General features: G+C 72.6%; 17 protein-coding genes. 3 read left to right on the forward strand and 14 right to left on the reverse strand.

The window, feature by feature from the left end; all coding sequences use genetic code 11:
• Window positions 1-91: 91 nt before the first annotated feature.
• From mltG to NOSIN_RS13495, 6 genes are all read right to left on the reverse strand, one after another.
• The gene (gene mltG, locus NOSIN_RS13465) at window positions 92-2,779 is read right to left on the reverse strand and encodes an endolytic transglycosylase MltG (protein ID WP_077691072.1); all 2,688 of its coding nucleotides are present in this window, start codon (window positions 2,777-2,779) and stop codon (window positions 92-94) included.
• A complete protein-coding gene (ruvX, locus tag NOSIN_RS13470; RefSeq protein WP_077691073.1) occupies window positions 2,776-3,264 on the reverse strand; it encodes a Holliday junction resolvase RuvX in 489 nt (162 codons plus the stop codon). Before ruvX ends, mltG begins: the two co-directional genes overlap by 4 nt.
• Before the next feature lie 647 nt (window positions 3,265-3,911).
• Entirely contained in the window at window positions 3,912-6,581 is a 2,670-nt protein-coding gene (alaS, locus tag NOSIN_RS13480; RefSeq protein WP_077691075.1) for an alanine--tRNA ligase, read from the reverse strand.
• Window positions 6,582-7,476: 895 nt separating this feature from the next.
• Window positions 7,477-7,920: a hypothetical protein gene (locus tag NOSIN_RS13485; protein WP_143832932.1), complete on the reverse strand. Its 444-nt coding sequence runs from the start codon at window positions 7,918-7,920 to the stop codon at window positions 7,477-7,479.
• 292 nt (window positions 7,921-8,212) lie between these two features.
• Window positions 8,213-8,488: a hypothetical protein gene (locus NOSIN_RS13490; protein ID WP_077691077.1), complete on the reverse strand. Its 276-nt coding sequence runs from the start codon at window positions 8,486-8,488 to the stop codon at window positions 8,213-8,215.
• Window positions 8,485-8,877: a DUF948 domain-containing protein gene (locus NOSIN_RS13495; protein ID WP_077691078.1), complete on the reverse strand. Its 393-nt coding sequence runs from the start codon at window positions 8,875-8,877 to the stop codon at window positions 8,485-8,487. Before NOSIN_RS13495 ends, NOSIN_RS13490 begins: the two co-directional genes overlap by 4 nt.
• A 338-nt stretch (window positions 8,878-9,215) precedes the next feature.
• Between NOSIN_RS13495 and NOSIN_RS13500 the strand changes: the two genes are divergently transcribed.
• The gene (locus NOSIN_RS13500) at window positions 9,216-10,814 is read left to right on the forward strand and encodes a serine/threonine protein kinase (RefSeq protein WP_077691079.1); all 1,599 of its coding nucleotides are present in this window, start codon (window positions 9,216-9,218) and stop codon (window positions 10,812-10,814) included.
• Between the two features lie 23 nt (window positions 10,815-10,837).
• Here NOSIN_RS13500 and NOSIN_RS13505 read toward each other — a convergent pair whose 3' ends face one another.
• The 4 genes from NOSIN_RS13505 to NOSIN_RS13520 all read right to left on the reverse strand — a co-directional run bounded on the left by NOSIN_RS13505 (window position 10,838) and on the right by NOSIN_RS13520 (window position 17,774).
• The gene (locus NOSIN_RS13505) at window positions 10,838-12,229 is read right to left on the reverse strand and encodes a replication-associated recombination protein A (RefSeq protein ID WP_077691080.1); all 1,392 of its coding nucleotides are present in this window, start codon (window positions 12,227-12,229) and stop codon (window positions 10,838-10,840) included.
• A 22-nt stretch (window positions 12,230-12,251) separates the two neighbouring features.
• Window positions 12,252-14,285 carry a SpoIIE family protein phosphatase gene (locus tag NOSIN_RS13510; protein ID WP_077691081.1) on the reverse strand — a complete coding sequence of 678 codons (2,034 nt, stop codon included), beginning with the start codon at window positions 14,283-14,285 and terminating at the stop codon, window positions 12,252-12,254.
• 799 nt (window positions 14,286-15,084) lie between these two features.
• Complete coding sequence (aspS, locus tag NOSIN_RS13515) at window positions 15,085-16,833, reverse strand: aspartate--tRNA ligase (RefSeq protein WP_077691082.1); 1,749 nt, start codon at window positions 16,831-16,833, stop codon at window positions 15,085-15,087.
• A 263-nt stretch (window positions 16,834-17,096) separates the two neighbouring features.
• Complete coding sequence (locus NOSIN_RS13520) at window positions 17,097-17,774, reverse strand: MBL fold metallo-hydrolase (RefSeq protein WP_077693578.1); 678 nt, start codon at window positions 17,772-17,774, stop codon at window positions 17,097-17,099.
• 454 nt (window positions 17,775-18,228) lie between these two features.
• Between NOSIN_RS13520 and NOSIN_RS13525 the strand changes: the two genes are divergently transcribed.
• A complete protein-coding gene (locus tag NOSIN_RS13525; protein WP_077691083.1) occupies window positions 18,229-19,461 on the forward strand; it encodes a DUF349 domain-containing protein in 1,233 nt (410 codons plus the stop codon).
• A 165-nt stretch (window positions 19,462-19,626) separates the two neighbouring features.
• Here the strand turns inward: NOSIN_RS13525 and NOSIN_RS13530 are convergent, their stop codons facing one another.
• On the reverse strand, window positions 19,627-20,502 hold the full coding sequence (locus tag NOSIN_RS13530) for an alpha/beta fold hydrolase (RefSeq protein ID WP_077691084.1): 876 nt from the start codon (window positions 20,500-20,502) through the stop codon (window positions 19,627-19,629).
• Between the two features lie 108 nt (window positions 20,503-20,610).
• On the opposite strand from NOSIN_RS13530, the gene NOSIN_RS13535 reads away from it, so the two are divergent.
• Window positions 20,611-21,117, forward strand: coding sequence for a CGNR zinc finger domain-containing protein (locus tag NOSIN_RS13535; protein WP_077691085.1), 507 nt, complete (start codon window positions 20,611-20,613; stop codon window positions 21,115-21,117).
• A gap of 244 nt (window positions 21,118-21,361) precedes the next feature.
• On the opposite strand, the gene NOSIN_RS13540 is transcribed toward NOSIN_RS13535, so the two are convergent.
• From NOSIN_RS13540 to coaBC, 3 genes are all read right to left on the reverse strand, one after another.
• Window positions 21,362-22,156 carry a DUF11 domain-containing protein gene (locus NOSIN_RS13540; protein ID WP_077693579.1) on the reverse strand — a complete coding sequence of 265 codons (795 nt, stop codon included), beginning with the start codon at window positions 22,154-22,156 and terminating at the stop codon, window positions 21,362-21,364.
• A 177-nt stretch (window positions 22,157-22,333) separates the two neighbouring features.
• Window positions 22,334-23,527: a methionine adenosyltransferase gene (gene metK / locus NOSIN_RS13545; protein WP_077691086.1), complete on the reverse strand. Its 1,194-nt coding sequence runs from the start codon at window positions 23,525-23,527 to the stop codon at window positions 22,334-22,336.
• A gap of 321 nt (window positions 23,528-23,848) precedes the next feature.
• Window positions 23,849-25,039 (reverse strand): bifunctional phosphopantothenoylcysteine decarboxylase/phosphopantothenate--cysteine ligase CoaBC, encoded by a 1,191-nt coding sequence (gene coaBC, locus NOSIN_RS13550; RefSeq protein ID WP_077691087.1) that lies wholly within the window; start codon window positions 25,037-25,039, stop codon window positions 23,849-23,851.
• Window positions 25,040-25,141: the final 102 nt, after the last annotated feature.

Below are 25,141 nucleotides of genomic sequence, written 5' to 3' on the forward strand. Positions count from 1 at the left end.
CACCGGAACCAGAAGGCCCTCACCTGTGTCCAGCACCCCTCAGGGTGTTCCACTCGTCACCAACGTGCCTGGACAGCACACCTAGCTGTCCCTACCATTCGTCCTGGTTCTCGGCCACCATCGCGTTGTGTTCGTCCAGGGTGGTGGAGAAGCCCGTCTCTCCGGTCTCGGGGTTGACCAGTGCGAAGAACATGTAGTCCACGTCGGCCGGGGCCAGGGCGGCCTCAATGGCGGACTTCCCGGGTGCCACGAACGGGCCGACGGGCAGCCCGACCCTGCCGTAGGTGCCGTATTCCCCCGGGGCGTTCTTACAGGCGGTCTTCTGCTCTTCGGTCAGCGCGAGGCCGTGGGTACCGAGCTCGTAGAAGCACGTGCTGTCCATTTCGAGCGGCCATCCCTCGGCCAGGCGGTTGTGCACGACCGCCGAGATGAGGGGCATGTCCTCCTTGTTGCCGGTCTCGGCCTGGATGATGGAGGCGATCGCCATGATCTCGTTGGGACCGTAGTCGAGTGCGCTCGCCTTGTTCTCCAGGTCGACCTCCTCGGCGACCTGGTGGTACCGGGTCACCATGGTCTTGAGCACCGACAGCGCGTCCATGTTCGGGTCGAACCGGTAGGTGTCCGGGAACAGGTAGCCCGCGGGGCCCTCGGTGGCGTAGTCGGGCAGGCCGAGCTCGTCGGTCCTGGCGTAGGCCTCGTTGAGCTCCTCCTCGGTCAGACCGGTGCCCTCGGCGAGTTCACCGATGATCTCCTCCGGGCGCAGCCCCTCCCGGATGGTGACGCGTCCGCCGAGCCGGCTGGCGGGGTCGAGCAGCGCGGTCACGGCCGCCTCACCGCTCATGCCCTCGGCCAGGGAGTAGGTTCCGGGAACGAGCCCGTCGCCGCGCTCCTCCTCGGGGACGGCCTCCAGGGCGTTGAGGAACGCGCTCTCACTGGCCACCACCCCCTTGCCGACGAGGTTGGAGGCGATGGTGGCGCCGGCCTGTCCCTCCTCGATGACGAAGACGACCTCGCCGCTGCCCTGCCCCTCGAAGTCGTCAGGGAAGACGTAGACGCTCATGATGCCGTAGCCGCCGCCCGCGATCACGAGGATGAGGGCCAGCGCCAGCAGGATCATCATGCCCCTGCCGCCCCCGCGGCGGCGCTTCCTGCCGCCCCTGCCCGCGTTGGCCCGCGCCCGTTTGAGCTCCTTGGCCTTCCTGCGGCTGCTGCGGCCACCGCCGTAGGCCGCGGCGATGTCGGCGAGGGCGGGTTCCTCGTAGTCGTACTCGTCCTCCTCCGGCGCCTCCTCCGGTACTTCGGGCTCCTCGCGCCGGCCCCGCCTGCGGCGGCTGCCGCGTCGGGCACGGGGCTCCTCCTCGTTCTCGGCCGCGCGCCCGCGACGGGCACGGCGGCCGCTGGGCTCGGGCGCCTCCTCGGAGGCGTCCGCGGCGTCCGCGGCGAACGCGGCGGTCTCGGGCGCCTCCTCGTGGGGAGTCTCCTCGTAGGGGGCCTCGGGCTCCTGCGGGACCTCCTCGACGGGGGCTCCGCGCCTGCGGCGGCCGCCACCGCGGCGGCTCCGCGGCTCCTTCTCGGCCGCGCGCCCGCGACGGGCGCGACGGCCGCTGGGCTCGGGCGCCTCCTCGTGGGGAGTCTCCTCGTAGGGGGCCTCGGGCTCCTGCGGGACCTCCTCGACGGGGGCTCCGCGCCTGCGGCGGCCGCCACCGCGACGGCTCCGCGGCTCCTTCTCGGCCGCGCGCCCGCGACGGGCGCGACGGCCGCTGGGCTCGGGCGCCTCCTCGGAGGCGTCCGCGGCGAACGCGGCGGTCTCGGGCGCCTCCTCGGGGGAGGGCGCGCCGGTGTCGCGGAACGCACCGCTGTCGGCGGGCACCTCCTCGGCGCGATCAGCACGGTCGGCGCGCGCACGGCGGGGGCGGCGGTCCGGAGGATCGCCGACCGCGGCGAACGCGCCGGTGGCCGCGGAGCTGTTCAGACCGGGGAAGTTCCCCGAGTCGAAGAACCCGCTGTCCTCGGGAGCGTCGGCCAGGAAACCGCCGGTGTCCTCCTCCTCGCGACGCGAGCGCTTGCGGCGGGCGCGACGGCCCTGGGGCTCCTGGGGCTGCTCGTCCGCGGACGGGGGCGGGGGCTGAGCCGGGGGCGCGGACTCGGTGGGAACGTCGTCCGGGGCGCCGCGCCTGCGGCGGCCGCCACCGCGACGGCCCGTGGGCGCCCTCTCCTCCCCGCGGCTCCTGCCGCGGGGTTCGGGCTCGGGTCCGGGCGTGGGCTCGGGGCGGGTACGGCGGCCGCGCCGGGGCGGCTCCTCGGTTCCCGCGGGTGGTTGCGGAGCGTCCTCGACGGGCCGGGACGGCGCGGCGCTCCCCCCCAGGTTGGCCAGTGCGGCCAGGGCGTCCTGGGTCGGGTCGCCGGCGGCGCGCCGGGGCGGCGCGGGCGGAGGGGTCGGAGAGGGCCCCTCGGGGCCCTGGGGGCGGGGGGTCTCGGAACGGGAGGTCCCGGAGCGTGCGGCCCGTCCTCCGCGCAGGGCGTCGGCCGCCCCGACGCGCCGGGGCGGAGCCGCGGGGCCCTCCGCGGGCGGGCGGAACCCGCCGGCGTCCGGGGCACCGCGCCGGAACTCGCCCGCACCGGGTGCGTCGTTCCAGTCCGCGGGTCCGGGGCGCGCCCTGCGGCCGCGCGGCGGCGGCTGTGGAGGCGAGGGGTCACTGAGCGGGTCGTAGTCGTAACCGCGCTCGTGGCCGGAGCGCCCACGATAGGGATCTTCGGGGTAGTCATCCCTGTCGTTCATTCTTCTCCCTGGCTGGAGTGGACGATCTCGCCCGGGGGATGGCCTGTCGACCGTTCCTGGTCCAAGGCGCTCTGGAGGAGCACGGTGGCCGCGGCCTGGTCGATGACCGACCTGCGGGCCCTGCCGCCCTTGGCCCCCTTCTTGGCGAAGGAGGCTCCGGAGAGCAGTTGGCCCTGCGCGGTCACCGTGGTGAGGCGTTCGTCGACCAGACGGACGGGAACGGGACGCAAAAGCGCGGCGAGCGTGTTCGCGAACTCCCTGGCGGAGCGGGCCGCCGGACCTTCTTGGCCTGACAGTGAGGCAGGGTAACCCACAACGACCTCCCGTGCTTGGCGTTCCAGGACCAGCAGAGCGATCCGTTGCAGGTCGCCCCTGCCGCGCGGGATGGTCTCGACCGGGCTGGCGAGCATTCCGCTGGGATCGCTGGCGGCGACTCCGATACGGGCGTTACCCGGATCGACGGCCAAGCGCACACCGTGTCTCAAGAGGATCTCTCCCGTGAACCGGGGATGGTACGCGGGCGGGCCGTACCGTTGTCGGCACAGCACCGCGGCTGGGAAATCCTCAACACGGTGGTCCTGTTCGTCAGCTGGATTGCGGGAGATTCCGCACAGACAGCCGTGTGATCGGCTGTGACGCGCCACAGTATGCCCGATTCGATGGCGGTGCGCAGCTTCGCCGACGACAGCCGCGGTACGGAGCCGCGGTCCGCGTCGGCCGCCTCCCACGGAGCCGTCCCGGTGAGGTCCGGGTGAACGCGTTCCGTCTGAGTGTAAATCACCTCGGCGCCGCCCCGGCGCGTACGGGTGCTCCGCGGCCATGGCGTGCCGGTCGTCCGGCATCACCTTCCCTGGTGGCGGCGGGTCCCGGTCCGGAGGGGGACGCCGTACCCGGGCATGTCGGAATCCTCCCCACCGTCACGGAGAGCGACACCGCGGGCTCCCCGCACGCCCGTGCGTCACCTCGCCACCGTGGCCGCCGGGCCCCGGGGCCCGGCACCGGCGGCGCCGTCCCGTGGCGGCGGGACACGGTGAACGAGAGGAGCGACACAGGGCGGCACAGGGGGCGGCACACACGTCGGGCGTGTGCGAGGAGCCGCCGGAGCGGTTCCCGCACACGCCCGAGGGGGTGTCTAGTCCCTGGCCACGCGCTCCTCGACGGCGCGCAGGGCCTCGTCGACCTTGCCGGCGTCGCTGCCGCCGCCCTGGGCGATGTCGGGCTTGCCGCCGCCACCGCCGCCGAGCGCGCGGGCCGCGATGCCCACCAGCTCGCCCGCCTTGATCCCGCTCTTCTGCGCGGCCTTGTTCACCGCGATCACCACGACCGGGCGGTCCTTGGGCACGGCGGTCATCGCCACGACCACGGGCTCGTCCTCACCGAGGCGGCCGCGCACGTCCAGCACCAGCTTGCGCAGGTCGTCGCCGCTGGTGCCCTCCGGCGCCGGGGCGGCCACGACCAGCGCGGGACCGTGGCGGCGGGCGCCCTCGGCGATCGAACCGGCCGCCTGGAGCACCTGCTCGGCGCGCATCCTCTCGATCTCCTTCTCCGCGGCGCGCAGCCGGGAGACCATGGTGTCGATCCGCTCGGGCAGGTCCTCGCGCGGGGTCTTGAGCTGCTCGGAGAGCTGTCCGACCAGTGCCGACTCCTTGGAGAGCCGCTTGAACGCGTCCACGCCCACGGCCGCCTCCACACGCCGCACGCCCGAGCCGATGGAGGACTCGCCGAGGAGCTTGACGATGCCCAGCCTGGCGGTGGAGGGCACGTGGGTGCCGCCGCACAGCTCGACGGAGTAGTCGCTCATCTCCACCACGCGCACGCGGTCGCCGTACTTCTCGCCGAACATGGCCAGAGCGCCCATCTTCAGCGCCTCGTCCAGGCCCTTCTCCTCGGTCTGGACCGGGATGTCACCCGCCAGGACGGTGTTGACCTCCTCCTCGACCTCGGCCAGGCGTGCGCCGCCCAGCGCGTTGTCGGCGGTGAAGTCGAACCGCAGCTGGCCGGGACGGTTCTCCGAACCGGCCTGGCCCGCCGACGGGCCCAGGGAGTTGCGCAGCGCCGAGTGGATGAGGTGGGTGGCCGAGTGCGAGCGCTCGATGGCGTTGCGGCGCCCGGTGTCGATGGTGGCGTGCACGGTGTCGTCCAGGACCACCTCGCCCGAGCGGACGGTGCCCCGGTGCACGAACAGCCCGGGCAGGGGCTTTTGCACGTCCTCCACGTCCACGACGCCGCGCCCGTCCACGGACAGCGTGCCGGTGTCGGCGAGCTGGCCGCCGCTCTCCGCGTAGAACGGGGTGCGGTCCAGGACGATCTCGACCTTCTCCCCCGCGCGGGCCGCGGGCGCCGAGACGCCGTCGACGACGATGCCCTTGACGTGCGACTCGCTCTCGGCGTCGGTGTAGCCCAGGAAGTCGGTCGTCCCGGCGCCCTCCAGCATCTGCGCGTACAGGGAGATGTCGGCGTTGCCGAGCTTCTTGGCCTTGGCGTCGGCCTTGGCGGTGTCCTTCTGGCGCTGCATGAGCTCGCGGAAGGCGCCCTCGTCCACGGACAGGCCCTGCTCGGCCGCCATCTCCAGGGTCAGGTCGATGGGGAAGCCGTAGGTGTCGTGCAGCTGGAAGGCGTCCGAACCGGAGAAGACGCTGCCGCCCGCGGCGCGGGTGCGCTCGGCCGCGCGGCCGAACAGCGTGGTGCCCGCGCGCAGGGTCTCGGCGAAGTTCCTCTCCTCGGCGTCGATCACACCGTGGATGACGTCGGCCTTGTCGAGCAGGTCGGGGTAGATGTCCTTCATCGCGTCGATGCTGATCTCGGTCAGCTCGTGCAGGAAGGCGGTGTCGGTGCCCGACAGCAGGCGCAGGTTGCGGATGGAGCGGCGCAGGATGCGGCGCAGGACGTACCCGGCCTTCTCGTTGCCGGGCTTGACGCCGTCGCCGACGAGCATGACGGCGCTGCGCACGTGGTCGGCGACCACGCGGAGCATGACGTCCTGCTCCTCGCCGTCGCCGTAACGGGTGCCGGTCAGCTCGGCGGCACGGTGCAGGACGCGGCCGATGATGTCGGTCTCGTAGATGTTGTCGACGCCCTGCAGGACCGCCGCGAGGCGCTCCAGGCCCAGGCCGGTGTCGATGTTCTTCTTGGGCAGGTCGCCGAGGATCGGGAAGTCGCCCTTGTCGCCGCCCTCACCCCGCTCGTACTGCATGAAGACGAGGTTCCAGATCTCGATGTAGCGGTTCTCGTCCGCCTCGGGACCGCCCTCGACGCCGTACTCGGGGCCGCGGTCGTAGAAGATCTCCGAGCAGGGGCCGCAGGGGCCGGGGACGCCCATCGACCAGTAGTTCTCCTCCATGCCCATGCGCTGGATGCGCTCGGGCCGCACGCCCACCTTGTCGCGCCAGATCGTCTCGGCCTCGTCGTCGTCGAGGTAGACGGTCACCCACAGCCTGTCGGGGTCGATGCCGAAGCCGCCCTCCTCCACCGGGGAGGTGACCAGCTCCCACGCCAGCGGGATCGCCTGCTCCTTGAAGTAGGCGCCGAAGGAGAAGTTGCCGAGCATCTGGAAGAACGTCGCGTGCCGGGAGGTCTTGCCGACCTCCTCGATGTCCTTGGTGCGGATGCACTTCTGGACGCTGGTCGCGGTGGCGTAGGGAGGCGTGCGCTGGCCCAGGAAGTAGGGCTTGAACGGAACCATGCCCGCGGGCACGAGCAGCAGCGTGGGGTCTTCGGCGATGAGGCTTGCCGAGGGCACCACGGTGTGTCCGTTCTTCTCGAAGAAACTGAGGAAGCGGCGCGCGATCTCTGCCGTCTCCATTGATGCCCTCCTGTGCTTGCTCCGCCGCCCGGGGCGACGTGTCCGTCCCTGCTGGGACCGTTGTCACGCGTGTTCGGTAGGGGCCCATCGTAGAGGGGGCCGCCCCGTCGGCGCGCGTGGTTTGCGGGTGGCCGCCGGGGACCCGTCCCTTGGACAAGGTCGGCGGCCTGGTTGTTCCAGGCTATCGCCGCTGACCACTGCCGAGCCCCGGCCGGACGGGGCCGGGACCGGCCGGCGGGCGCGGGCGGAACCCGTCAGGGCGCGTAGGGCGGCCACCGCGCGGTACGGGCCCGTGGCACCTGTGGCGATCAGGCGGAGGGACTGCCGCCGGCTTCTCCGGTGGCGGCGGGCGAGAGGATGCTCCGGCGAATCGCCGGGGAGCGGCGTCCGGCCAGGACCGCGAGGACGGGGATCCCACACCGCGGAGGCCGAAGACCACCGGGACCAGGAAGAGGACGGGTCCGCCGTCCATCGCCGTGGCGGTGAAGGGAACCGCGAGCAGGACGCCGAGCACGCCGACGAACACCGGCACCCGCACGGTCAGGGGCGCACCGCCCCGCCTCGTCGGCTGCCGCGCGTACTGCCGGGGCGCCGCCGGATAGCCGGGAGCGTACGGCGCCTGTCCGTGCGGAGGACGGCCGTGTGCCCGTATCCGGCCTCCGTATCCGTACGCCGCTCCCGTGGGTGGTCTCCACGGCGCTTCCGAACGGTTGTGGGGCTGTGGCAGACGGGGGCCGGGGTTCACGTTTCGGCCTTTCCGTAACCCAGTGCATCGGTGACGCGACACTACGGAGAGCCGGCGACGGGACACGAAACGGGCAGGCCGGCGCAGCCCCGGCGACGGCTCGGGGGACCGGCCGGCGCCGGTCCCCCGGGATCGGCGGGGTCGGACGTGTCAGTGGGAGGAGCCCGAACGCGAGTAGTAGGCGCGTGTGCTCCCCAACAGCATGAGCACGATCATGGCGATCGTGAAGAGCAGCGGGATCACCGCGGCGAAACCGCCGGTGAACAGGTTGATCACCAGGACCAGCGCCGCCAGGGCCTGGAAGACCACGACCGCCCACAGGATGACGGGGCTGCGGCGTCCCATGAGCGAGGCCAGCACGATGGACACGATCCCGTAGACGAACGGGACCGCGCCCATGACGCCGAAGAACGTCGCCGCCTCCGCGCCGGACATCGCCATGCCCGTGTCCTCCAGAGCGCGCCGCACCTGCTCACCGATCTGGCCGCCGCTGGCCGCCATCGCGGCGACGAGCCACATCAGCCCGCCGAACAGCAGGCCGAAGGCGCCGCCGATGAACATCAGCACCCGCACGGTGACGGCCGTGCCGGGCATCCCGTCCGCGTTCCCCCGTCCGGCGCCGGACGGGGACCCCGGGTGGCCGCCGTAGTACGCCGGGTCCTGTGGGTACTGCCCGGGGGGGTACTGGTCCCCTGGGTACTGACCCTCGGTATACCGGCCGCCCTGGTACTGACCGCCCTGGTTCGGGTCGTTCGAAGGCTGCTGCGGGTACATGGGGGAACCTCCATAACACCTGGACAACGTTCCTACGGACGCCCCTACCCATGTGCGGCGAAAAGCACCGCGCGCCGCGAGGGCGCACGGTGCCGGATACCGGCGGATCTCCTCAGGACGGCTCCGGAGGCTCCTGCCCGGCCCCGGGCAGGGCCCGGCGCCCCCTCCTCGGGGCGTACCGGCGCAGGAGCTCCTCCTCCTGTTCGCGCACGGCCAGGGCCAGGTCCTCGTTGAGCTCGCGCAGGGCGCCCCGGTACTCGGTGACCTGGCCCTCCACGCGGTCCGCGATACCCCCCGGGCTCAGGGCGCGCCTGGCGCGGTTGACCCGGTGGACCGCGTAACCGCCGAGGGCGGCCCCCGCGGCGAGGTAGAACAGTCTGCCGATCACCGGTTCGCCTTCCGCTTGCGGGTGCGCACGACCGCGAGGGCCCGGCGCTGGCCGAGCACGCGGCGCACCCCGTAGGACAGCGAAGCCACCTTCACCAGCGGCCCGGTGAGCACCGACCGGGTCAGCGCGGTCACCGTGGAGACGTCCTCCGAGCTGGCCTGGACGTTGGCGGTGATCTCCTCGACGCGTTCGAGCGAGGTGTTGGTGCGCTCCACCGTGGACGCGACGTCGTCCAGGAGCGGCGGGGTGCGGTCCCCCACTTCCGAGACGACCCTGGTCGCCTCGTTGATGAGCTTGATCAGTTTGACGAGCGCCACGCACATGAACGTGGCCAGCACCGCCCAGACCACCGCGGCGACGAGCGCGGCGACCTCTCCTCCGGTCAGCATGCGGGCTCCGTGGGCAGATAGAGGGTTACTTCGAGGGTGTGGACGGCCCCCTCGCGCACGCGCCGGGCCTGGGGGACGACCGGGCTCCCCGCGGTACGCGGGTCGGGCCGATTTCGGCTGACCCTATCGTGTCCCGGTGCCGGTGGAGCGGACACGCCACGGCGAGGACGGAAGTGGCACCGGTCACGTACCGGTCGGCCGACCGGGCGGTGGCCGGCCGAGGACGCGGGGATCGACGGACGGCCTTCCCTGAAGGAGAATCATTATCAATCGGGATCTTCACTACGATGTCCGGACACTCAGCCGCCCCCGGCCCCTGAAGCACCGACAGGACACCCATGAGCCCTCGTTCTCCCCGAGAGATCTCCGTACTGGTACCGCCGGACCTGGCCCCCCTCTATCCGGACGACCCCTCACGGATCGGCCCCTACCTCGTTCTCGGACGCCTGGGGCAGGGAGCCACCGGCACCGTCTACGCCGCCGTGGACGCCGCGTTCTCCAGCCCGGGCGACCGCCTGGTCGCCGTCAAGGTGCTCACCTCCCCCGAGCTGGACTCCCCCGACGTCTACCCCGCCCTGGAACAGCGCCTGCGCGCCCTCTCCAACACCGATCCCCGGCGCGTGGTCGTCCCCCTGGACTTCGACAGCGACGCCAACCCGCCCTGGCTGTCCATGCCCTACCTGGCGGGCGAGCGGCTGTCGCACTACGTCACCAAGCGCGGCGGACTGGGCACCGGCAAGCTCATCGCCCTGGCCACCGGCCTGGCCGAGGGCCTGTCCGCACTGCACACGCGCGGGGTGGCCCACGGTTCGCTGCGTCCCAGCGAGGTCCTGCTGGAGTCGCACGGCCCCCACATCATGGAGTGCGCGGTCGCGGCCTCGGCGGAGCGGATGCGCGGGGCCGGCGCCACCTGGCTGAGCCCCGAGCGCTTCCGGGGCGGCGGGGCCACACCCGCCGCCGACGTGTTCGCCTGGGGCGCCGTCGTCTCCTTCGCCGGAACGGGGCGCCTGCCCTTCGGCCCCGGCGAGCCCGAGGAGATCGCGGAGCGCGCCGCGCACGGGTCCTTCGACCTGGACGGGCTGGCCAGGGGACTGCGGCCCGTGGTCGGGCGCGCCCTGGACCCCGACCCCGACCGCCGCCCCAGCCTGCGCGAGGTGATCGGCGCGGTCATCGCGGTGTGGCAGTCCGAGAACGCGGACCACCTCCGAGGCAGCGCGGCCTCCCCCGCCGGGAACGCCACCGGGGCCGGTTCCCCCGGACGCGACGACCTGGCGCTCATCCTGGAGCGCGAGTGGCACGCCGTGGAGCCGCCCGCCCGGGTGCCCCAGGTCGTCCGGCTGGAGGGGCGCATGTCCAACCGCCGCACCACACGCGCCCTGTTCCTGGTCGGGAGCGCGGCGCTCGCCCTCGTCCTCGTCGGCGCCGGGATATGGGGGATCTCCCGGATGTTCGACCCCGACGACACGCTGGCCTCCGACGCCGCGGGGGAATCCGTCGAGGGGGAGCCCGTCGACGCGAGCCCCTCCGCCGACGAGGACCCGCTGACCCTGGTGGTGCGGTTCGACCCCGCCGAGCAGGAGTCCCCCGAGTCGGGTCCGTGGGTGTACACCCCCGTCGACCGCGACGACGAGCCGGTCCGCGGCCAGGGGGTGCCCAGCCACAGCGCCTGGGCCGAGCAGTGGGACGAGGCCGGTGAGCCCGCTGAGGCGGTCATCTCCCCCGACGCCGAGGTGCTCTGCGCGAAGTTCTGCGCCGCGCCCAACCACGTCTTCCTCGACGAGGAGGGCCGCGGCACCTGGGAGCTGACCGGCGGCGACTTCATCGACTACCTGTCGTGGGGCCCGGTGATGATCGTCGAGGTGACCTTCGCCGAGGAGCCCGCGGAGGACGGTGGGCCCCGCGAGATCGTCAAGGTCACCGAACTGTTCACCGAGTAGGGGGCGTGGGGCGGCGCCGGAGCTCAGTCGCGCCGGCCACCGCCCCGCAGGACGCCCTTGATGCGCTGGAGGACCTCGCTGAAACGCCGCTCGGCGCCGTGCTGGGTGGGCCGGTAGTACTCGCGGTCGACGAGGTCGTCGGGCGCGTGCTGCTGGGGGGCGACCCCGCCGGGGAAGTCGTGGGCGTAGCGGTAGCCCTTTCCGTGGCCGAGTTCGGCGGCGCCCCGGTAGTGGCCGTCGCGCAGATGGGCGGGGACGGACCCGGTCCGGCCCGCGCGCACGTCGGCCGTCGCGGCGTCGATGGCGCTGATCACGGCGTTGGACTTGGGGGCCAGGCTGATGTGGATGACGGCCTGGGCGAGGTTGATGCGGGCCTCGGGCATCCCGATGAGCTCCACGGCCTGGGCGGCGGCCACGGCGGTCTGCAGGGCGGTGGGATCGGCCATGCCCACGTCCTCGCTGGCGTGCACGACGACACGGCGGGCGATGAAGCGGGGGTCCTCCCCCGCCTCGATCATGCGGGCGAGGTAGTGCAGGGCGGCGTCGGGGTCGGATCCGCGCATGCTCTTGATGAAGGCGCTGACGACGTCGTAGTGCTGGTCCCCGGAGCGGTCGTAGCGGACGGCGTGCCGGTCGACGGCGCGCTCGACGTGCTCGGCGGTGATGGTGACCGGTTCCGCCCCGGAGGATACCGCGCCGGAGGCGTCGTCCGAGGGTGGTGGAGGGCGAAGGGCGGGCCCCGCGACGAGGGCGGCGGCCTCCAGGTAGGTCAGGGAGCGGCGGCCGTCGCCGCCCGCCAGGCGCACGAGGTGGTCGGCGCCCTCCGGTGAGAGCGCGTAGCGGCCGTCCAGTCCGCGCTCGTCGGTCAGGGCCCGGTCCACCAGGGCGCGGACGTCGTCCTCGTCCAGGGACTCCAGGGACAGCAGCAGCGAGCGGGACAGCAGCGGGCTGACCACGGAGAAGAAGGGGTTCTCGGTGGTGGCGCCGATGAAGCTGACCCAGCGGTTCTCCACCGCGGGCAGCAGCGCGTCCTGCTGGGTCTTGTTGAATCGGTGCACCTCGTCGACGAAGAGCAGGGTGCGGGTGCCGTGCATGCCCATGCGCCGCCGGGCCTCGTCGACGACGGCGCGCACGTCCTTGACCCCGGCGTTGACGGCCGACAGCTCCACGAAGCGGCGCTGGGTGACGCGGCTGACCACCGTGGCCAGGGTGGTCTTACCGGTGCCGGGCGGCCCCCACAGGAAGACGGACATGGGCGCGTCGTCCTCGACCAGGCGCCGCAGCGGGCTGCCCCGGCCCAGGAGGTGGCGCTGGCCCACGACCTCGTCCAGGGTTCGGGGGCGCATGCGCACGGCGAGCGGCTCCTGCCCTCGGGCGGCCTCGGCTCCGGCGTCGTCGAACAGCGTTTCGGGCACGTCCCCAGCGTAACCGGAGCGGTCAGGTCCCCGACGCCACCGCGGCCCGGCTGCGCGCGAGATCGGCGGAGGAGACCATGCGGGTGACCAGCAGGGCGATGTCGTCACCGCGCCCGGCGGGGGCCATCTCGGCCAGGACGTCCGCGGCGTCCTCGGGCGACTCGGAGTGCTCGGCCAGGGCCGCGCCGACCTGGGCGAGCCCCTCGCCCATGGGGATCTGGGAGCTCTCCACGAGCCCGTCCGAGCACAGCAGCAGGGAGGTCCCGGGCGGGAGCATGCGGGTGGTGACGGGATACTCGGCGCTGGGGAGCACCCCCAGCGGCGGACCGGTCTCGGGCTCCCAGATCTCGTAGCCGCCCTTGGAGGCCAGCACGGCCGGCGGCTGCCCGGCCCAGGCCGCCTGCATGACGCCGCTCTCGCGGTCCACGACGAGGTAGCCGCAGGTGGCGAAGACGATCTCACCGGTCTCGGTGAGCAGGCGGTTGGTCTCCCCCAGGACCACCCCCGGGTCGGACTGGTTGGAGGCGTAGGCGCGAAAGGCCACGCGGATCTGGCCCATGGCGGCGGCGGCCTCCACACCGTGCCCCTGCACGTCGCCGACCAGGAGGCCGACCTTGCTCTCGGGCAGCTCGATGACGTCGTAGAAGTCGCCGCAGATGCGCCAGTCCGCGCGGGAGGGCAGATACTTGGTGGCGATGTCCATGTCGGGGAAGCTGGCCACCTGGCGGGGCAGCATGCGGCGCTGCACGGCGTCGGCCAGCTCCAGCTCGGCCTGCTGGGCCTTGATGCGCTGCAGGGCCTGTCCCGCGAGTCCGGCGAAGGTGAGCATCAGGGCGCGCTCGTCGCGGCTGGCGTGGTGGGGGCGGTCCCACACCATCTGCCAGACGCCGAGGGCGACCTTGCCGTCGCCGAAGATCGGCACGGTGGCCCAGGCCTGGCCGCGTACCTGGCGCATGAGTTCGACGGCCGCGGGAAAGCGGCTGATGATCTCGGCGCGGCTCTCGAAGAAACGCGGCTGGCGGTCCTGGATGACGGCGCCCATGGGGAAGTCGGTGTCGTCGGCGCGGCGGCCGTCGATGCTGTTGATGTTGTTGACGGCGCCGCCCCGGCCGTGGGCGTTGGGCGAGCTGCGCAGCAACCCGTTCTCCACGTAGAGGGCTATGGCCTGCACGCCGCCGAAGATCGGCAGGAACTCCTCGCTGAGCAGGTCCATGACCTTGTCGACGGTGGTGGCCGAGACGAGCTTGGAGGACAGCTCGGTGACCAGGCGGCCGTGCTCGGCCTCGGTACGGCGGCGGTCGGCGAGGCGCCGGACGAGCTGGACGTGCTCGGTGACGTCGTCGACGATGCCGACCAGGCGGTCGGGTTCGCCGGGCACGTAGCGGGCGCGTACGTGCAGGGAGCGCTCGTCGCCGAGGCGGTCGAAGACGCGGAAGCGCTGCTCGTAGTCGCGCCCGGCGAAGGAGGCGGACATGGCGTCGCGTACGCGCGCGATGTCGTCGGGGTGGACCCGCTCCAGGATGCGTTCGAGCTCACGGTCGTTCCCGGCCAGCAGGGCGCCGAGCGGCGTGGGGCCGAAGAGCTCGCGCAGGCGGCCGGTGCCCAGGTCCAGGCTCCACAGGACGGAGTCGGAGTTGTCGGTGCGCAGTTCGCCGATCACCCGCAGGTCGGTCTCCTCGGTGGAGAGCACGTGCAGCAGCGCGACCACGTGCGTGCCGCCGGCCTCCTTCCCGGGCAGGGGGCGCAGTTCGGCCTCCACCAGGTGGGCGGCCTTGTCGCTCACGCTCAGGCGCAGGCGCGCGCGGCGGCCCCAGTGCCCCGCGAGGGCCTCGTCGTGGGCGCGGGCGCCGCGCTGGGCGTCGTCACCGTCGAGGAGGTCGTACCAGGTCCGGCCGACGAGGTCGGCCTCCTCCAGGCCGAAGAGCTCGGTGAAGGCCAGGTTGGCGTGCAGGACCGCGCCGTCGGCCAGGGCGAGCGCCATGGGTTCGGGGGCGTGGGAGAACGCCTCCGCGAGGGCGCCCTCGGAACCATCGCCTGCAGCGCGTTTTCCGTTCACGTATGACTCATCCTCATGTCGTCTCGGACGTCACACCCGCGCTCAGGCGCGGTCACCCCTGAACGTTCCGACCGGATCATTCTAGTGTCCGGGATGGGGCCGGTTCCGGCTCCGGACCGGGGAGGGCGCCGACGTCCGTACCGCCCGGCCGCCGTGCGGACCAGCCGGACACGGGTTCCGGCGGTTCGCCGGCGGGATGGACTGGCGCCGAATTCCACGCCCACGGCCGTATTCGGCTGAGCACGGGGTGTGAATCGTTACGCTCGTGTGACTCAATGGCGCAGAAGAACTCCATCACCACTTTCGGCCGCGCACGGGAAGTCCCGTGAATGCGACGTGTTCACTCCAGACACGTGCTCGTCGCGGTTCGAGAGGGGTGATTCGCCCTCAACGGTAGGGGATGACGGCTCTCCGCGCATCCGTACCCGGCCCGTGCGGCCGTGTCCGGCCACGTTCGCACCCTCCACCATCGCCCGATAACGGACAGTTTTCTCCGTGTGAACGAATACGGCAAGTCCAAAGTAGGACGAATCCGGGCACGCGCCATCCGATGCGAAATTCTCCGGCCATCCGAGGACCTGGCGTGCACCTGGCGTTTTCGACGCTTTCCCACTGGTGACGGGTACCGCGCGGGGCCGCACCGCGTGCGCGTGGACCCCCGAGGCCGTCACGTTGAACGCTGCGTATGACGTCGCCGTACCGCGCGCGCATGGATCCCCGGGGGCCGTACCGCGCGCACACGACGGGGGCGGTGCGCGGATCCGCGCACCGCCCCCGGAGGGCGTCGTCCCTCAACGTCCTACTTCGACCGCTCCTCGGCCTCGGGGTCGAAGTCCACCCCGGCCTCGGCCCGCTGGGCCTCGGTGATCGGCGTGGGCGCACCGGTCAGCGGGTCGCCGCCCGAGGCGGTCTTGGGGAAGGCGATGACCTCGCGGATGGTCGGCTGTCCCGCCAGCAGCATGATGATGCGGTCCCAGCCCACGGCCAGACCGCCGTGCGGCGGCGGGCCGAACTTGAACGCCTCCAGCAGGAACCCGAACTTGGACTCGGCCTCGGCCTTGCTGAGGCCGATGACGTCGAAGATCCTCTGCTGCATCTCGGCGCGGTGGATACGGATGGAGCCCGACACCAGCTCGTAGCCGTTGAGCACGAGGTCGAAGGCCCGGGAGTTCGTGGTGCCCGGGTGGTCCTGGAAGTCGGCCTCGTCCTCCACGGCCGGAGCGGTGAAGGGGTGGTGCACCGGCTTCCAGGTGCCCTCCTCGTCGCCCTCCTCGAACAGGGGCATGTCGGTGATCCACAGGATCTCCCAGCGGGAGGTGTCGATCAGGTCGCAGCGCCTGCCGATCTCCAGACGGGCCGCGCCCAGCAGCTCCTGGCTCTCGGAGCGCCTGCCCGCGGCGAAGAAGACCGCGTCACCCGGCGCGGCGCCGACCTTGGCGGCCAGTCCCCCGCGCTCGGCGTCGGACAGGTTCTTGGCCACCGGACCGCCCAGGGTGCCGTCCTCCTGGACGAGCACGTAGGCCAGGCCCTTGGCCCCGCGCGAGCGCGCCCACTCCTGCCAGGCGTCCAGCTCCTTGCGGGTCTGGGAGGCGCCCCCGGGCATGACCACGGCACCCACGTAGGGCGCCCTGAAGACACGGAAGGGGGTCTCGGCGAAGTAGTCGGTGACCTCGACCAGCTCCTGACCGAAACGCAGGTCCGGCTTGTCGGAGCCGAAGCGGTCCATGGCCTCGGCGAAGCGCATCCGCGGGAACCGCTCGGGCAGCTCGGCACCGCGCACCTCGCGCAGCAGGCGGGTGAACAGCTTCTCGCCGACGGCGAAGACGTCCTCCTCGTCGACGAAGCTCATCTCCAGGTCGATCTGGGTGAACTCCGGCTGGCGGTCGGCGCGCAGGTCCTCGTCGCGGAAGCAGCGGGTGAGCTGGTAGTAGCGCTCCATGCCGCCGACCATGAGCAGCTGCTTGAACAGCTGCGGGGACTGCGGCAGGGCGTACCAGTGCCCCGGCTGGAGGCGGACCGGGACCAGGAAGTCGCGGGCGCCCTCCGGGGTGGACCGCGTCATGTACGGGGTCTCGATGTAGGTGAACCCCAGGTCGCGCATGACCTCGTGGGCGACGTAGGTCGCCTTGGAGCGCAGGCGCAGGTTGTCGGCCATCTCCTGGCGGCGGATGTCCAGGTAGCGGTAGCGCAGCCGGGTCTCCTCGGCCACGTCCGCGGCGCTGTCCAACTGGAAGGGCAGCGGCGCGGCCTCGCTGAGCACCTCGATCTCGTCGGCGACGACCTCGACGGCGCCGGTGGGGATCTCGGGGTTCTCGTTGCCCTCGGGGCGGACCCGGACGGAGCCGGTGACCTTGATGCAGTACTCGGCGCGGAGGTCGTGGGCGAGGTCGTCCTCGCGGACGACGACCTGGGCCACACCGGAGGCCTCGCGCAGGTCGAGGAAGACCACGCCGCCGTGGTCGCGGCGGCGAGCCACCCACCCGGCGAGGACGACAGTGGCGCCGGCGTGCTCGGCGCGCAACGCACCTGCCTCATGCGTGCGTATCAACGGACTTCTCCTTCAGCGTCTTGTTCATGTCAAGTGTGCCCGACCTGCGCTTCGGTACGAGCCTGTCCCGCGCACACGGCCCGCGGGCACCCGGCGGAGGGATCCGGGAGAGGGCGGTGTGCAACCACCGGAACCCGCCCTCAGGCGGGGCCGGTGCGGATATCTCGTCCGTCGCGCGGTCGGAGGGCCGGGTGGTGGACGCCTCGGTGGTGCTGGGTGGTCATACGTCGTTCCTGCGGTGCGGGAGGGGCCGGGACGCGCGGTCAGCCGGCGGTATCGCGCAGGTAGGGGTTGGTGGTGCGCTCGCGCCCGACGGTGGTGGCCGGGCCGTGGCCGGGCAGGACCTGGGTGTCGTCGGGGCGGCCCAGCACGGCGCTCGCGAGGCTGCGCAGCATGGCGGCGTGGTCGCCGCCGGGGAAGTCGGTGCGGCCGATGGACCCGGCGAAGACCAGGTCCCCGGCGAACATCACGGGGACGCCGTCCTCGGTGGCCACCGTGTAGACGACCGAGCCGGGGGTGTGCCCGGGGGTGTGCTCGACCTCGAAGTCCAGTCCGGCCAGGGTGAGGGTGTCGCCGCCGGAGACCTCCACCATCTCCTCGGGCTCGGTGTGCGGGCCCGGCCCCAGCAGGGCGGACAACTGGGCGGCGAAGCCCGGGTCCACCCCGGAGGCGGGCTCGGTGAGCAGGCCGCGGTCGGCGGCGTGCAGGTGGACGGGGACCCCGTGGCGCTCGCAGATCTCGGCGGCCGACCACACGTGGTCGAAGTGGCCGTGGGTGAGCAGTACCGCGACGGGGGTCAGGGAGTGCTCGGCCAGGGCCTTGTCGACCTGCTCGGTGGCCTCCTGGCCCGGGTCGACGATGACGCAGTCGCCGCCCGGGGCCGGTGCGAGCACGTAGCAGTTCGCGGCGAGGGGCCCGGTGGGAAGTGCGGCGATGAGCACGGCGGGTGTCGTCCTGTCCTCGGTCGGGTGCGCGGTCACGGGGCGGGCGGGTTCGCGGGCCGAACACGCGGACTCCCGTTAGCAGAGCCTACCGAGACACGGAAGGGGAGGCGACCCGAACGCCGGACGGTGGAAAGCGTTTGATCACCATTCGATCACCGCGCGCGGCCGGGCTCTTTGCCAAACCGCGTGGTAATGCCATATTGGTCACCGTCCTTGGTGTACGTCGAGGCCCCTACCTGCGCCTCTGCTGGGCGGGAGGGCTCCCGGCCGGGCTCCCGAGGGCGCGCGGACATCCATGATCTGCGCAGATCCGAATCACGGCGCGGCGCCCACCGCCGAATCGTATGGATATCGTGCTGAGCACGGTGGTTCCCATCACGAACCGGCGAGGAACACGACGCGACGACACGAACCCGTCCCACGGCCGGGCTCATGACAGCAGGAGGACACGGTGACCACGGACCCTTGGGGCCGCGTAGACGACGACGGCACGGTCTACGTGCGCACGAGCGAAGGCGAACGGGTCGTCGGATCGTGGCAGGCCGGGGCGCCGGAGGAGGCCCTGACCTTCTTCCATCGCAAGTACGAATCCCTGCGCACCGAGGTGGAGCTGCTGGAGAAGCGGCTCCGCAGCACGGACCTGTCCGCCTCCGCCGCGATGGCGAGCATCGACAAGCTGCGCGACTCCGTCCGGGAGGCGAACGCGGTCGGTGACCTGGAAGCGCTGATGAAGCGGCTGGACGCGCTGGCGGACCGCGCCGAGGAGCGCAAGGTCGAGCAGAAGCAGGCCCAGGAGCAGGCACGCGGTCAGGCCCGGGAGATCAAGGAGCGCATCGTCGCCGAGGCCGAGCGGGTCTCGGTGGAGACGACGCACTGGAAGTCCGGCGGTGAGCGGATGCTCCAGCTCATCGAGGAGTGGAAGAAGGCCCCGCGGGCCGACCGCCCCACCGAGCAGGCTCTGTGGAAGCGCATGTCGGCGGCGCGCAACTCCTTCTCCAAGCGGCGCAAGGCCTACTTCGCCAACCTGGACCAGGAGCGCGAGACGGTGCGCGTGGAGAAGGAGCGCATCGTGGAGGAGGCCGAGTCGCTGGCGGGCTCCACCGACTGGGGTCCCACGGCCCGCGCCTACCGCGACCTGATGCAGCGGTGGAAGAGCAGCGGCCGGGCGGACAGGGCCAGCGAGGACAAGCTGTGGGCGCGCTTCAAGGCCGCGCAGGACACCTTCTTCGACGCGCGCAACGCCACCTTCGCCGAGCGCGACGCCGAACTGCGGGTCAACGCCGACGCCAAGGAGCGCATCCTGGCCGAGGCCAGGGCGGAGATCCCCGGCATCGCCGACCCGCGCCGGGCGCGTGCCCGGCTGCGCGACTTCCAGGAGGCCTGGGAGGAGGCCGGTGAGCTGCCGCGCGACGTGCGCGACCAGTTGGAGGGCGCCTTCCGGCAGATCGAGGACGGCGTGCGCAAGGCCGAGGCGGCCGAGTGGGAGCGCACCAGCCCCGAGGCGCGGGCCCGCGCCGAGGACACGGTCGCCCAGCTGGCGTCGGCCATCAGCGGGCTGGAGGCCAAGCTGGACAAGGCCCGGGCCAAGGGCGACGACCGCCGGGTCAGGGAGTACGAGGACGCGCTGGAGGCCCGCCGCTCGTGGCTGGCCGAGGCGGAGAAGGCGCTCAACGAGCTGAGCTGAGTCCGGCAGGGCGACTGACGGGCCGCGTCCCCCAGGGGGCGCGGCCCGTCCGCGTGTGCGCCTCTCAGGGGCGCGCCCGGGGGCGCTGCCCGTCGCGGGCGGCGCACGCCGTCCGGAGCGCGGCTTCGAGGAGCCCGTTCACCCTGCCCGGGAGCTCCTCGGGCCTCACGCCGGTGGTTCGGCGACGGTCAGGAACCCGCGGATGTACCCGGCCACGGTGTCCAGGTGGCTTTCGAGCAGGAAGTGCCCGCCTCCGGGGACCAGGTGGACCTCCGCGTCCGGCAGGTCCCTCGTGAAGGCGCGTGCTCCGTCCGGGCCGAAGATCTCGTCGCCCGCTCCCCAGACCGCGAGGAGGGGGACCCTGCGCTCCCGGAAGTAGGCGTGCACCCGGGGGTAGAGGGGTGGATTGGCGGCGTAGTCGCGGAACAGGGCGAGTTGCACGAGGTCGTTGCCCCGCCGGTTGACCTCGCGGTGGTCGGCGGCCCAGGTGTCGGGGTCGACCAGCTCGGGCCGGTCCACTCCGTGCAGGTACTGCCAGCGGATGGCGTCGAGCGAGAGGGCGGCACGGACGGCGGGTTCGGTGCGGGGCCCCGGGTCCTCCCAGTACGCCCACACGGGTCTCCAGAAATCCGGTACGAAGCCGTCCTCGTAGGCGTTGCCGCTCTGCGTGACCACCGCGGTGACCGCGCCCGGGTCGCGCAGGGCCAGCCGCCAGCCGACGGGTGCGCCGTAGTCCTGGACGTACAGGGCGTACCGGGTGAGGCCGAGCCGGGCCAGGAGGGCCGCGGTGACGTCGGTCAGGGAGTCGAAGGTGTAGGTGAACGCGTCCACGGGCGGGGCGTCGGAGCTGCCGAAGCCGAGGTGGTCGGGGGCGATGACGTGGAACCGGTCGGCCAGCGCCGGAATGAGGTGGCGGAACATGCGTGAGCTGGAGGGGAAGCCGTGCAGGAGTACGAGCGCGGGCGCCTCGCGGGCTCCTGCCTCGCGGTAGAAGACGCGATGTCCCCGCACTGTCGCGTACTGGTGGCGGACCTCGACCATGCCTAACCCCTTAAATGGATTATGGTGGTTATCCCTGGGTGCTCAGTAGACCGCCCCGGGGGTAACCTGTCAAACCACTTGATGGAGTTAGATGGGAAGGTGGGGCCCGTGTTGGACGACCAAGCCCTGATGCAGGCGCTGAACAGCACCCCCGTCACGGACGGCCGGCGCCGGGACCTGTGGCGCGAGGACCACGGGGTGGACGGGTGGGCGCGGGAGCACGGGGGCCTCGGCGGCGACGAGGAGCGCCGGTGGCTGCTCACCGCCCGGGACGCGCTCCAGGCGGTGGAGTCGGGCACCCCGGCGGAGCCCCGTCTGCGCCGGGTCCTCGCAGGCGTTCGCAGAGTCCCGCGGCCCTGCGCGTCGGGCATCGAGTGGCACTTGGAGGTGCCGCCGGAGCGCAGGCTCGCCGTGGAGCTCGTGCTCGCGTGGGCGGACGTCAAAGAACGCATGCCCGGCCGCCTGCGGCCGTGCGAGAACCCCGAGTGCCGCCTCTTCCTGCTGGACCGCAGCCGTGCCAACACCGCGCGGTGGTGCTCGATGCGGACCTGCGGGAACCGGATCAAGGCCCGCCGGCACCAGGCCCGGACACGGGAGGCCCCGCGGTCCGGGTAGGGCGCCGGCGAGTCGGCGCCCCCGGCGGCACAGGACCCCGGTCCACCGAGCAGAACCCAGGGCGGTGCCTCCTCCTTGAGGCTCCGCTGCGCTTCACCTCGTGCTCGGACGCCGCAGGCACGGGAACCTTCGGCCCCTGCGGTGCACCCGCTCGTACCTCACGGACGCACCTGCGCGGCCTCCAGAACCCCGTCGGCGCCCTCGCCAACCCCAGCGGCACAGCACCGAGTCCACCGGACAGGACCTAGGTCCGTCCGTCCAGTTCGGCGACCCTCTCCCGGGACGCACCCGCCCCGGGCACGGGCACGGGTCCGGCCACCGTCTCGGGGACGCGCTCGGGCTCCGGTGCGGGCCGGGGCGCCGGCTCCGCCACCGCCACAGGCGCGGGCTCGCGCACGGGCGCGGGTGCGGGCTCGGGCGCGCTCTCACGCTCGGACACCGTCCCGGGGCCGCCGGGCTGCTGGTCCAGGGTGCTCCGGTGGCGCACCAGGCCGCCGACGCACAGCGCCACGGAGGCGGCGAAGGCCAGGGCCGTGACCACCCACACCAGCGGCAGCGCCCCGTGGACCCTGTGCAGGGCGGCGTCGCAGGAGACCAGCACCGCTTCCGGCCCGGGGCGCGCGCACACCGTGGTGACCGGGTGCTCGCCCCCGTCGCGGACCCCGGTGACCTCGCCGGTGACTCTCATGCTCGTCCGCTCGCCCGGATCCAGGGACCGCGACCACGTCACCCGCCCCTCCTCCACGTCGGCCCCGCCCGTCCCGGAGACGTAGCGCATCGTGGACGGCAGGAACTGCACGACCCGGGCGTCGGGGAGGGCCTCGGTCCCGGAGTTGCGCACCCGGACCGTGTACCGGATCCGGTCGCCCGGCTCCGCCCGCTCCTGGTCGGTGTGCGCCTCCAGGTCCACGTGCAGGCCGTCCGCGCCGGCCACGACCTCCCCGGCCGCCTTCGCCGGCTGGCCGGGTGCGAGGTGGGCTCCGGGCAGGGCGATCAGAGCCGCCAGTCCCAGTGCCGACACCGTCGTTGCTGCGGCCATGATCTCCTCCGCGTACACGCCCGGAAATAACATTGCGTATGTACGGAATAACACACAGTAGCCATCTTGTTCGTGCGCCATGCGGAGGAGCCCCGAACACGCGTCGGGGGCGGACGGCCGGTCGGCCGTCCGCCCCCGGGCCACGCGTCGAGGACGTGCGCGGGAGAGGGTGCGGGCTCAGGCGCCCACGAAGGACCGCAGCGAGGCGGCACGTTCGGTGCTCTCCCAGGTGAACTCGGGCAGCTCGCGGCCGAAGTGGCCGTAGGCGGCCGTCTTGGAGTAGATCGGGCGCAGCAGGTCCAGGTCGCGGACGATCGCGGCCGGACGCAGGTCGAAGACCTCCTTGACGGCCTTCTCGATCAGCTCCGGGGCGACCTTCTCGGTGCCGAAGGTCTCGATGAACACACCGACCGGGTGGGCCTTGCCGATGGCGTAGGCGACCTGCACCTCGGCACGCTCGGCGAGCTCCGCGGCGACGATGTTCTTGGCGACCCAGCGGGTGGCGTAGGCGGCCGAGCGGTCCACCTTCGACGGGTCCTTGCCGGAGAAGGCGCCACCGCCGTGGCGGGCGTAGCCGCCGTAGGTGTCCACGATGATCTTGCGGCCGGTCAGGCCGGCGTCACCCATGGGGCCGCCGATCTCGAAGCGGCCGGTCGGGTTGACCAGGAGCCGGTAGTCGTCGGACTCCAGGCCGTAGGCGGCCACGACCGGCTCGATGACGTGCTCGCGGATGTCGGGGGCGAGCATCTCGTCGAGGTTGATGTCCGCGGAGTGCTGGCTGGAGACCACGACGGTGTCCAGGCGGACCGGGGTGTTGCCCTCGTACTCGACGGTGACCTGGGTCTTGCCGTCCGGGCGCAGGTAGGGCACCGTGCCGTTGCGGCGGACCCCGGCGAGGCGCTCGGAGAGGGAGTGCGCCAGCTTGATGGGCAGCGGCATCAGCTCCGGGGTCTCACGGTTGGCGTAGCCAAACATCAGCCCCTGGTCGCCGGCGCCCTGCTTGTTGAGGTCGTCGCCCTCGTTTCCGACGCGCGCCTCGTAGGCGGTGTCGACACCCTGGGCGATGTCCGGGGACTGGGCGTCGATGGAGACGTTGACCCCGCAGGAGTCACCGTCGAACCCCTTGGCGGAGGAGTCGTAGCCGATCTCGAGGATCTTCTCGCGCACGATGGCGGGGATGTCGACGTAGGTCTGGGTGGTGACCTCACCCGCGATGTGGACCTGACCAGTGGTGATCAGCGTCTCGACCGCGACCCGGCTGCGCGGGTCCTGGGTGAGCATCGCGTCGAGGATCGCGTCACTGATCTGGTCGGCCATCTTGTCGGGATGGCCTTCGGTGACCGACTCGGAGGTGAAAAGGCGGCGGGACACGTTGCGTGACTCCTTGCAGCGGCTGCTGGCTGACATGTGTCGGCGGCGGTCCCCGGCTTCCTGCCGGAGCGCAATACCGACCGACGTGGTTGGTTATCGTCCACTGTAACTGGACTGGTGGGGACGGGCACCCAGCGGCCGACCCGCTGGTCGCCGTGGGCACCGTTCGCAGTGTGGCGTACTCGGCGGTGGGAATCCAGTCCCGGACGCGTGTGACCCGGACCGGGCCGGGCCCTCCCGGGACGCGCCCACCGCCCCGCCCTGGGCGGACCCGCGTGTGGAGCGCGGCCGCCGAAGGCGGTGGAGGGCGGGGGCCAGCGCTCAGTCCAGGCGCCGGCGGACCAGGTCCCAGATCCGGTCGGCGAGGTCCTCCTTCGGGCCGGTGGGCACGTCCACCGCGGTGCCGTCCGCGCCGAGGACGACGGCCTGGTTGTCCTCGGTGCCGAACGCGCGCCCGCCGCCGACCTGGTTGACCACGAGCAGGTCGCAGCCCTTGCGCGCCAGCTTGGCGCGGCCGTTGGCGATCACGTCGTCGGTCTCGGCGGCGAACCCCACGATGGTCTGCTCCAGCCGCTCGGAGTCGCGTGAGGCGACCAGTCCGGCGAGGATGTCGGGGTTCTCCACGAGTTCGATGGGCGCGGGCGCCGCACCGGACTTCTTGATCTTGGAGGCGGCGCTGGCGACCGGCCGGAAGTCCGCGACGGCGGCGCTCATCACGACCGCGTCGGCTCCGGCTCGCTCGGCCTCCATGGCCTCGGCCAGTTCCACGGCCGAGCCCACGCGTACGACGCGCGCGCCGGCCGGGTCGGGCAGGGAGACGTTGGCGGCGACCAGGGTCACGTCCGCGCCGCGCGCGGCGGCGGTGCGCGCCAGGGCGTATCCCTGCTTGCCGGAGGAGTGGTTGCCCAGGAAGCGGACCGGGTCGATGGCCTCGCGGGTGCCGCCCGCGGAGATCACCACGCGCCGGCCGGCCAGGTCGGGGGCGGCGGTGCCGCGGCGCAGCGCCAGGCGGGCGCTCTCGAACAGCTCGGAGGGCTCGGGCAGGCGCCCGCGTCCGGTGTCGGCTCCGGTCAGGCGGCCCACGGCCGGGTCGAGGACGATGGAGCCGCGTGCGCGCAGGGTGGCCACGTTGGCCTGGGTGGCGGGGTGCTCCCACATCTCGGTGTGCATCGCGGGCGCGAACACCACCGGACAGCGCGCGGTGAGCAGGGTGTTGGTGAGCAGGTCGTCGGCCAGGCCCGCGGCCGCCCGGGCCAGGATGTTGGCCGTGGCCGGGGCCACGAACACCAGGTCGGCCTCCTGGCCGATGCGCACGTGCGGGACCTCGTGCACCTGGTCCCACACACCGGTGGCGACGGGCTGGCCGGACAGGGCGGCCCAGGTGGGCTCACCGACGAAGCGCAGGGCCTCGGCGGTGGGCACGACCCGGACCCGGTGGCCGGACTCGGTCAGTCGGCGCAGCAGCTCGCACACCTTGTAGGCGGCGATGCCCCCGCCGACGCCGAGGACCACCTGGGGAACAGTCTGTGTGTCACTCACAGACAGGTTCTACCAGTCCCCCGACACCTCGCCCACGGAGCCCCTGTGCGAGCACGCGGTCACGCGGTCACGGCA

Origin of the sequence: Nocardiopsis sinuspersici (assembly GCF_001998325.1) — a bacterium.
GTDB lineage: Bacteria > Actinomycetota > Actinomycetes > Streptosporangiales > Streptosporangiaceae > Nocardiopsis > Nocardiopsis sinuspersici.

Coding starts and splice junctions, on each gene's coding strand:
- NOSIN_RS13500 (WP_077691079.1), top strand. CDS start 9,216: ATGAGCCCTCGTTCTCCCCGAGAGATCTCCGTACTGGTACCGCCGGAC.
- NOSIN_RS13495 (WP_077691078.1), bottom strand. CDS start 8,877: ATGCTGACCGGAGGAGAGGTCGCCGCGCTCGTCGCCGCGGTGGTCTGG.
- alaS (WP_077691075.1), bottom strand. CDS start 6,581: ATGGAGACGGCAGAGATCGCGCGCCGCTTCCTCAGTTTCTTCGAGAAG.
- NOSIN_RS13540 (WP_077693579.1), bottom strand. CDS start 22,156: ATGGCCGCAGCAACGACGGTGTCGGCACTGGGACTGGCGGCTCTGATC.
- mltG (WP_077691072.1), bottom strand. CDS start 2,779: ATGAACGACAGGGATGACTACCCCGAAGATCCCTATCGTGGGCGCTCC.
- NOSIN_RS13530 (WP_077691084.1), bottom strand. CDS start 20,502: ATGGTCGAGGTCCGCCACCAGTACGCGACAGTGCGGGGACATCGCGTC.
- NOSIN_RS13485 (WP_143832932.1), bottom strand. CDS start 7,920: ATGCCCGGCACGGCCGTCACCGTGCGGGTGCTGATGTTCATCGGCGGC.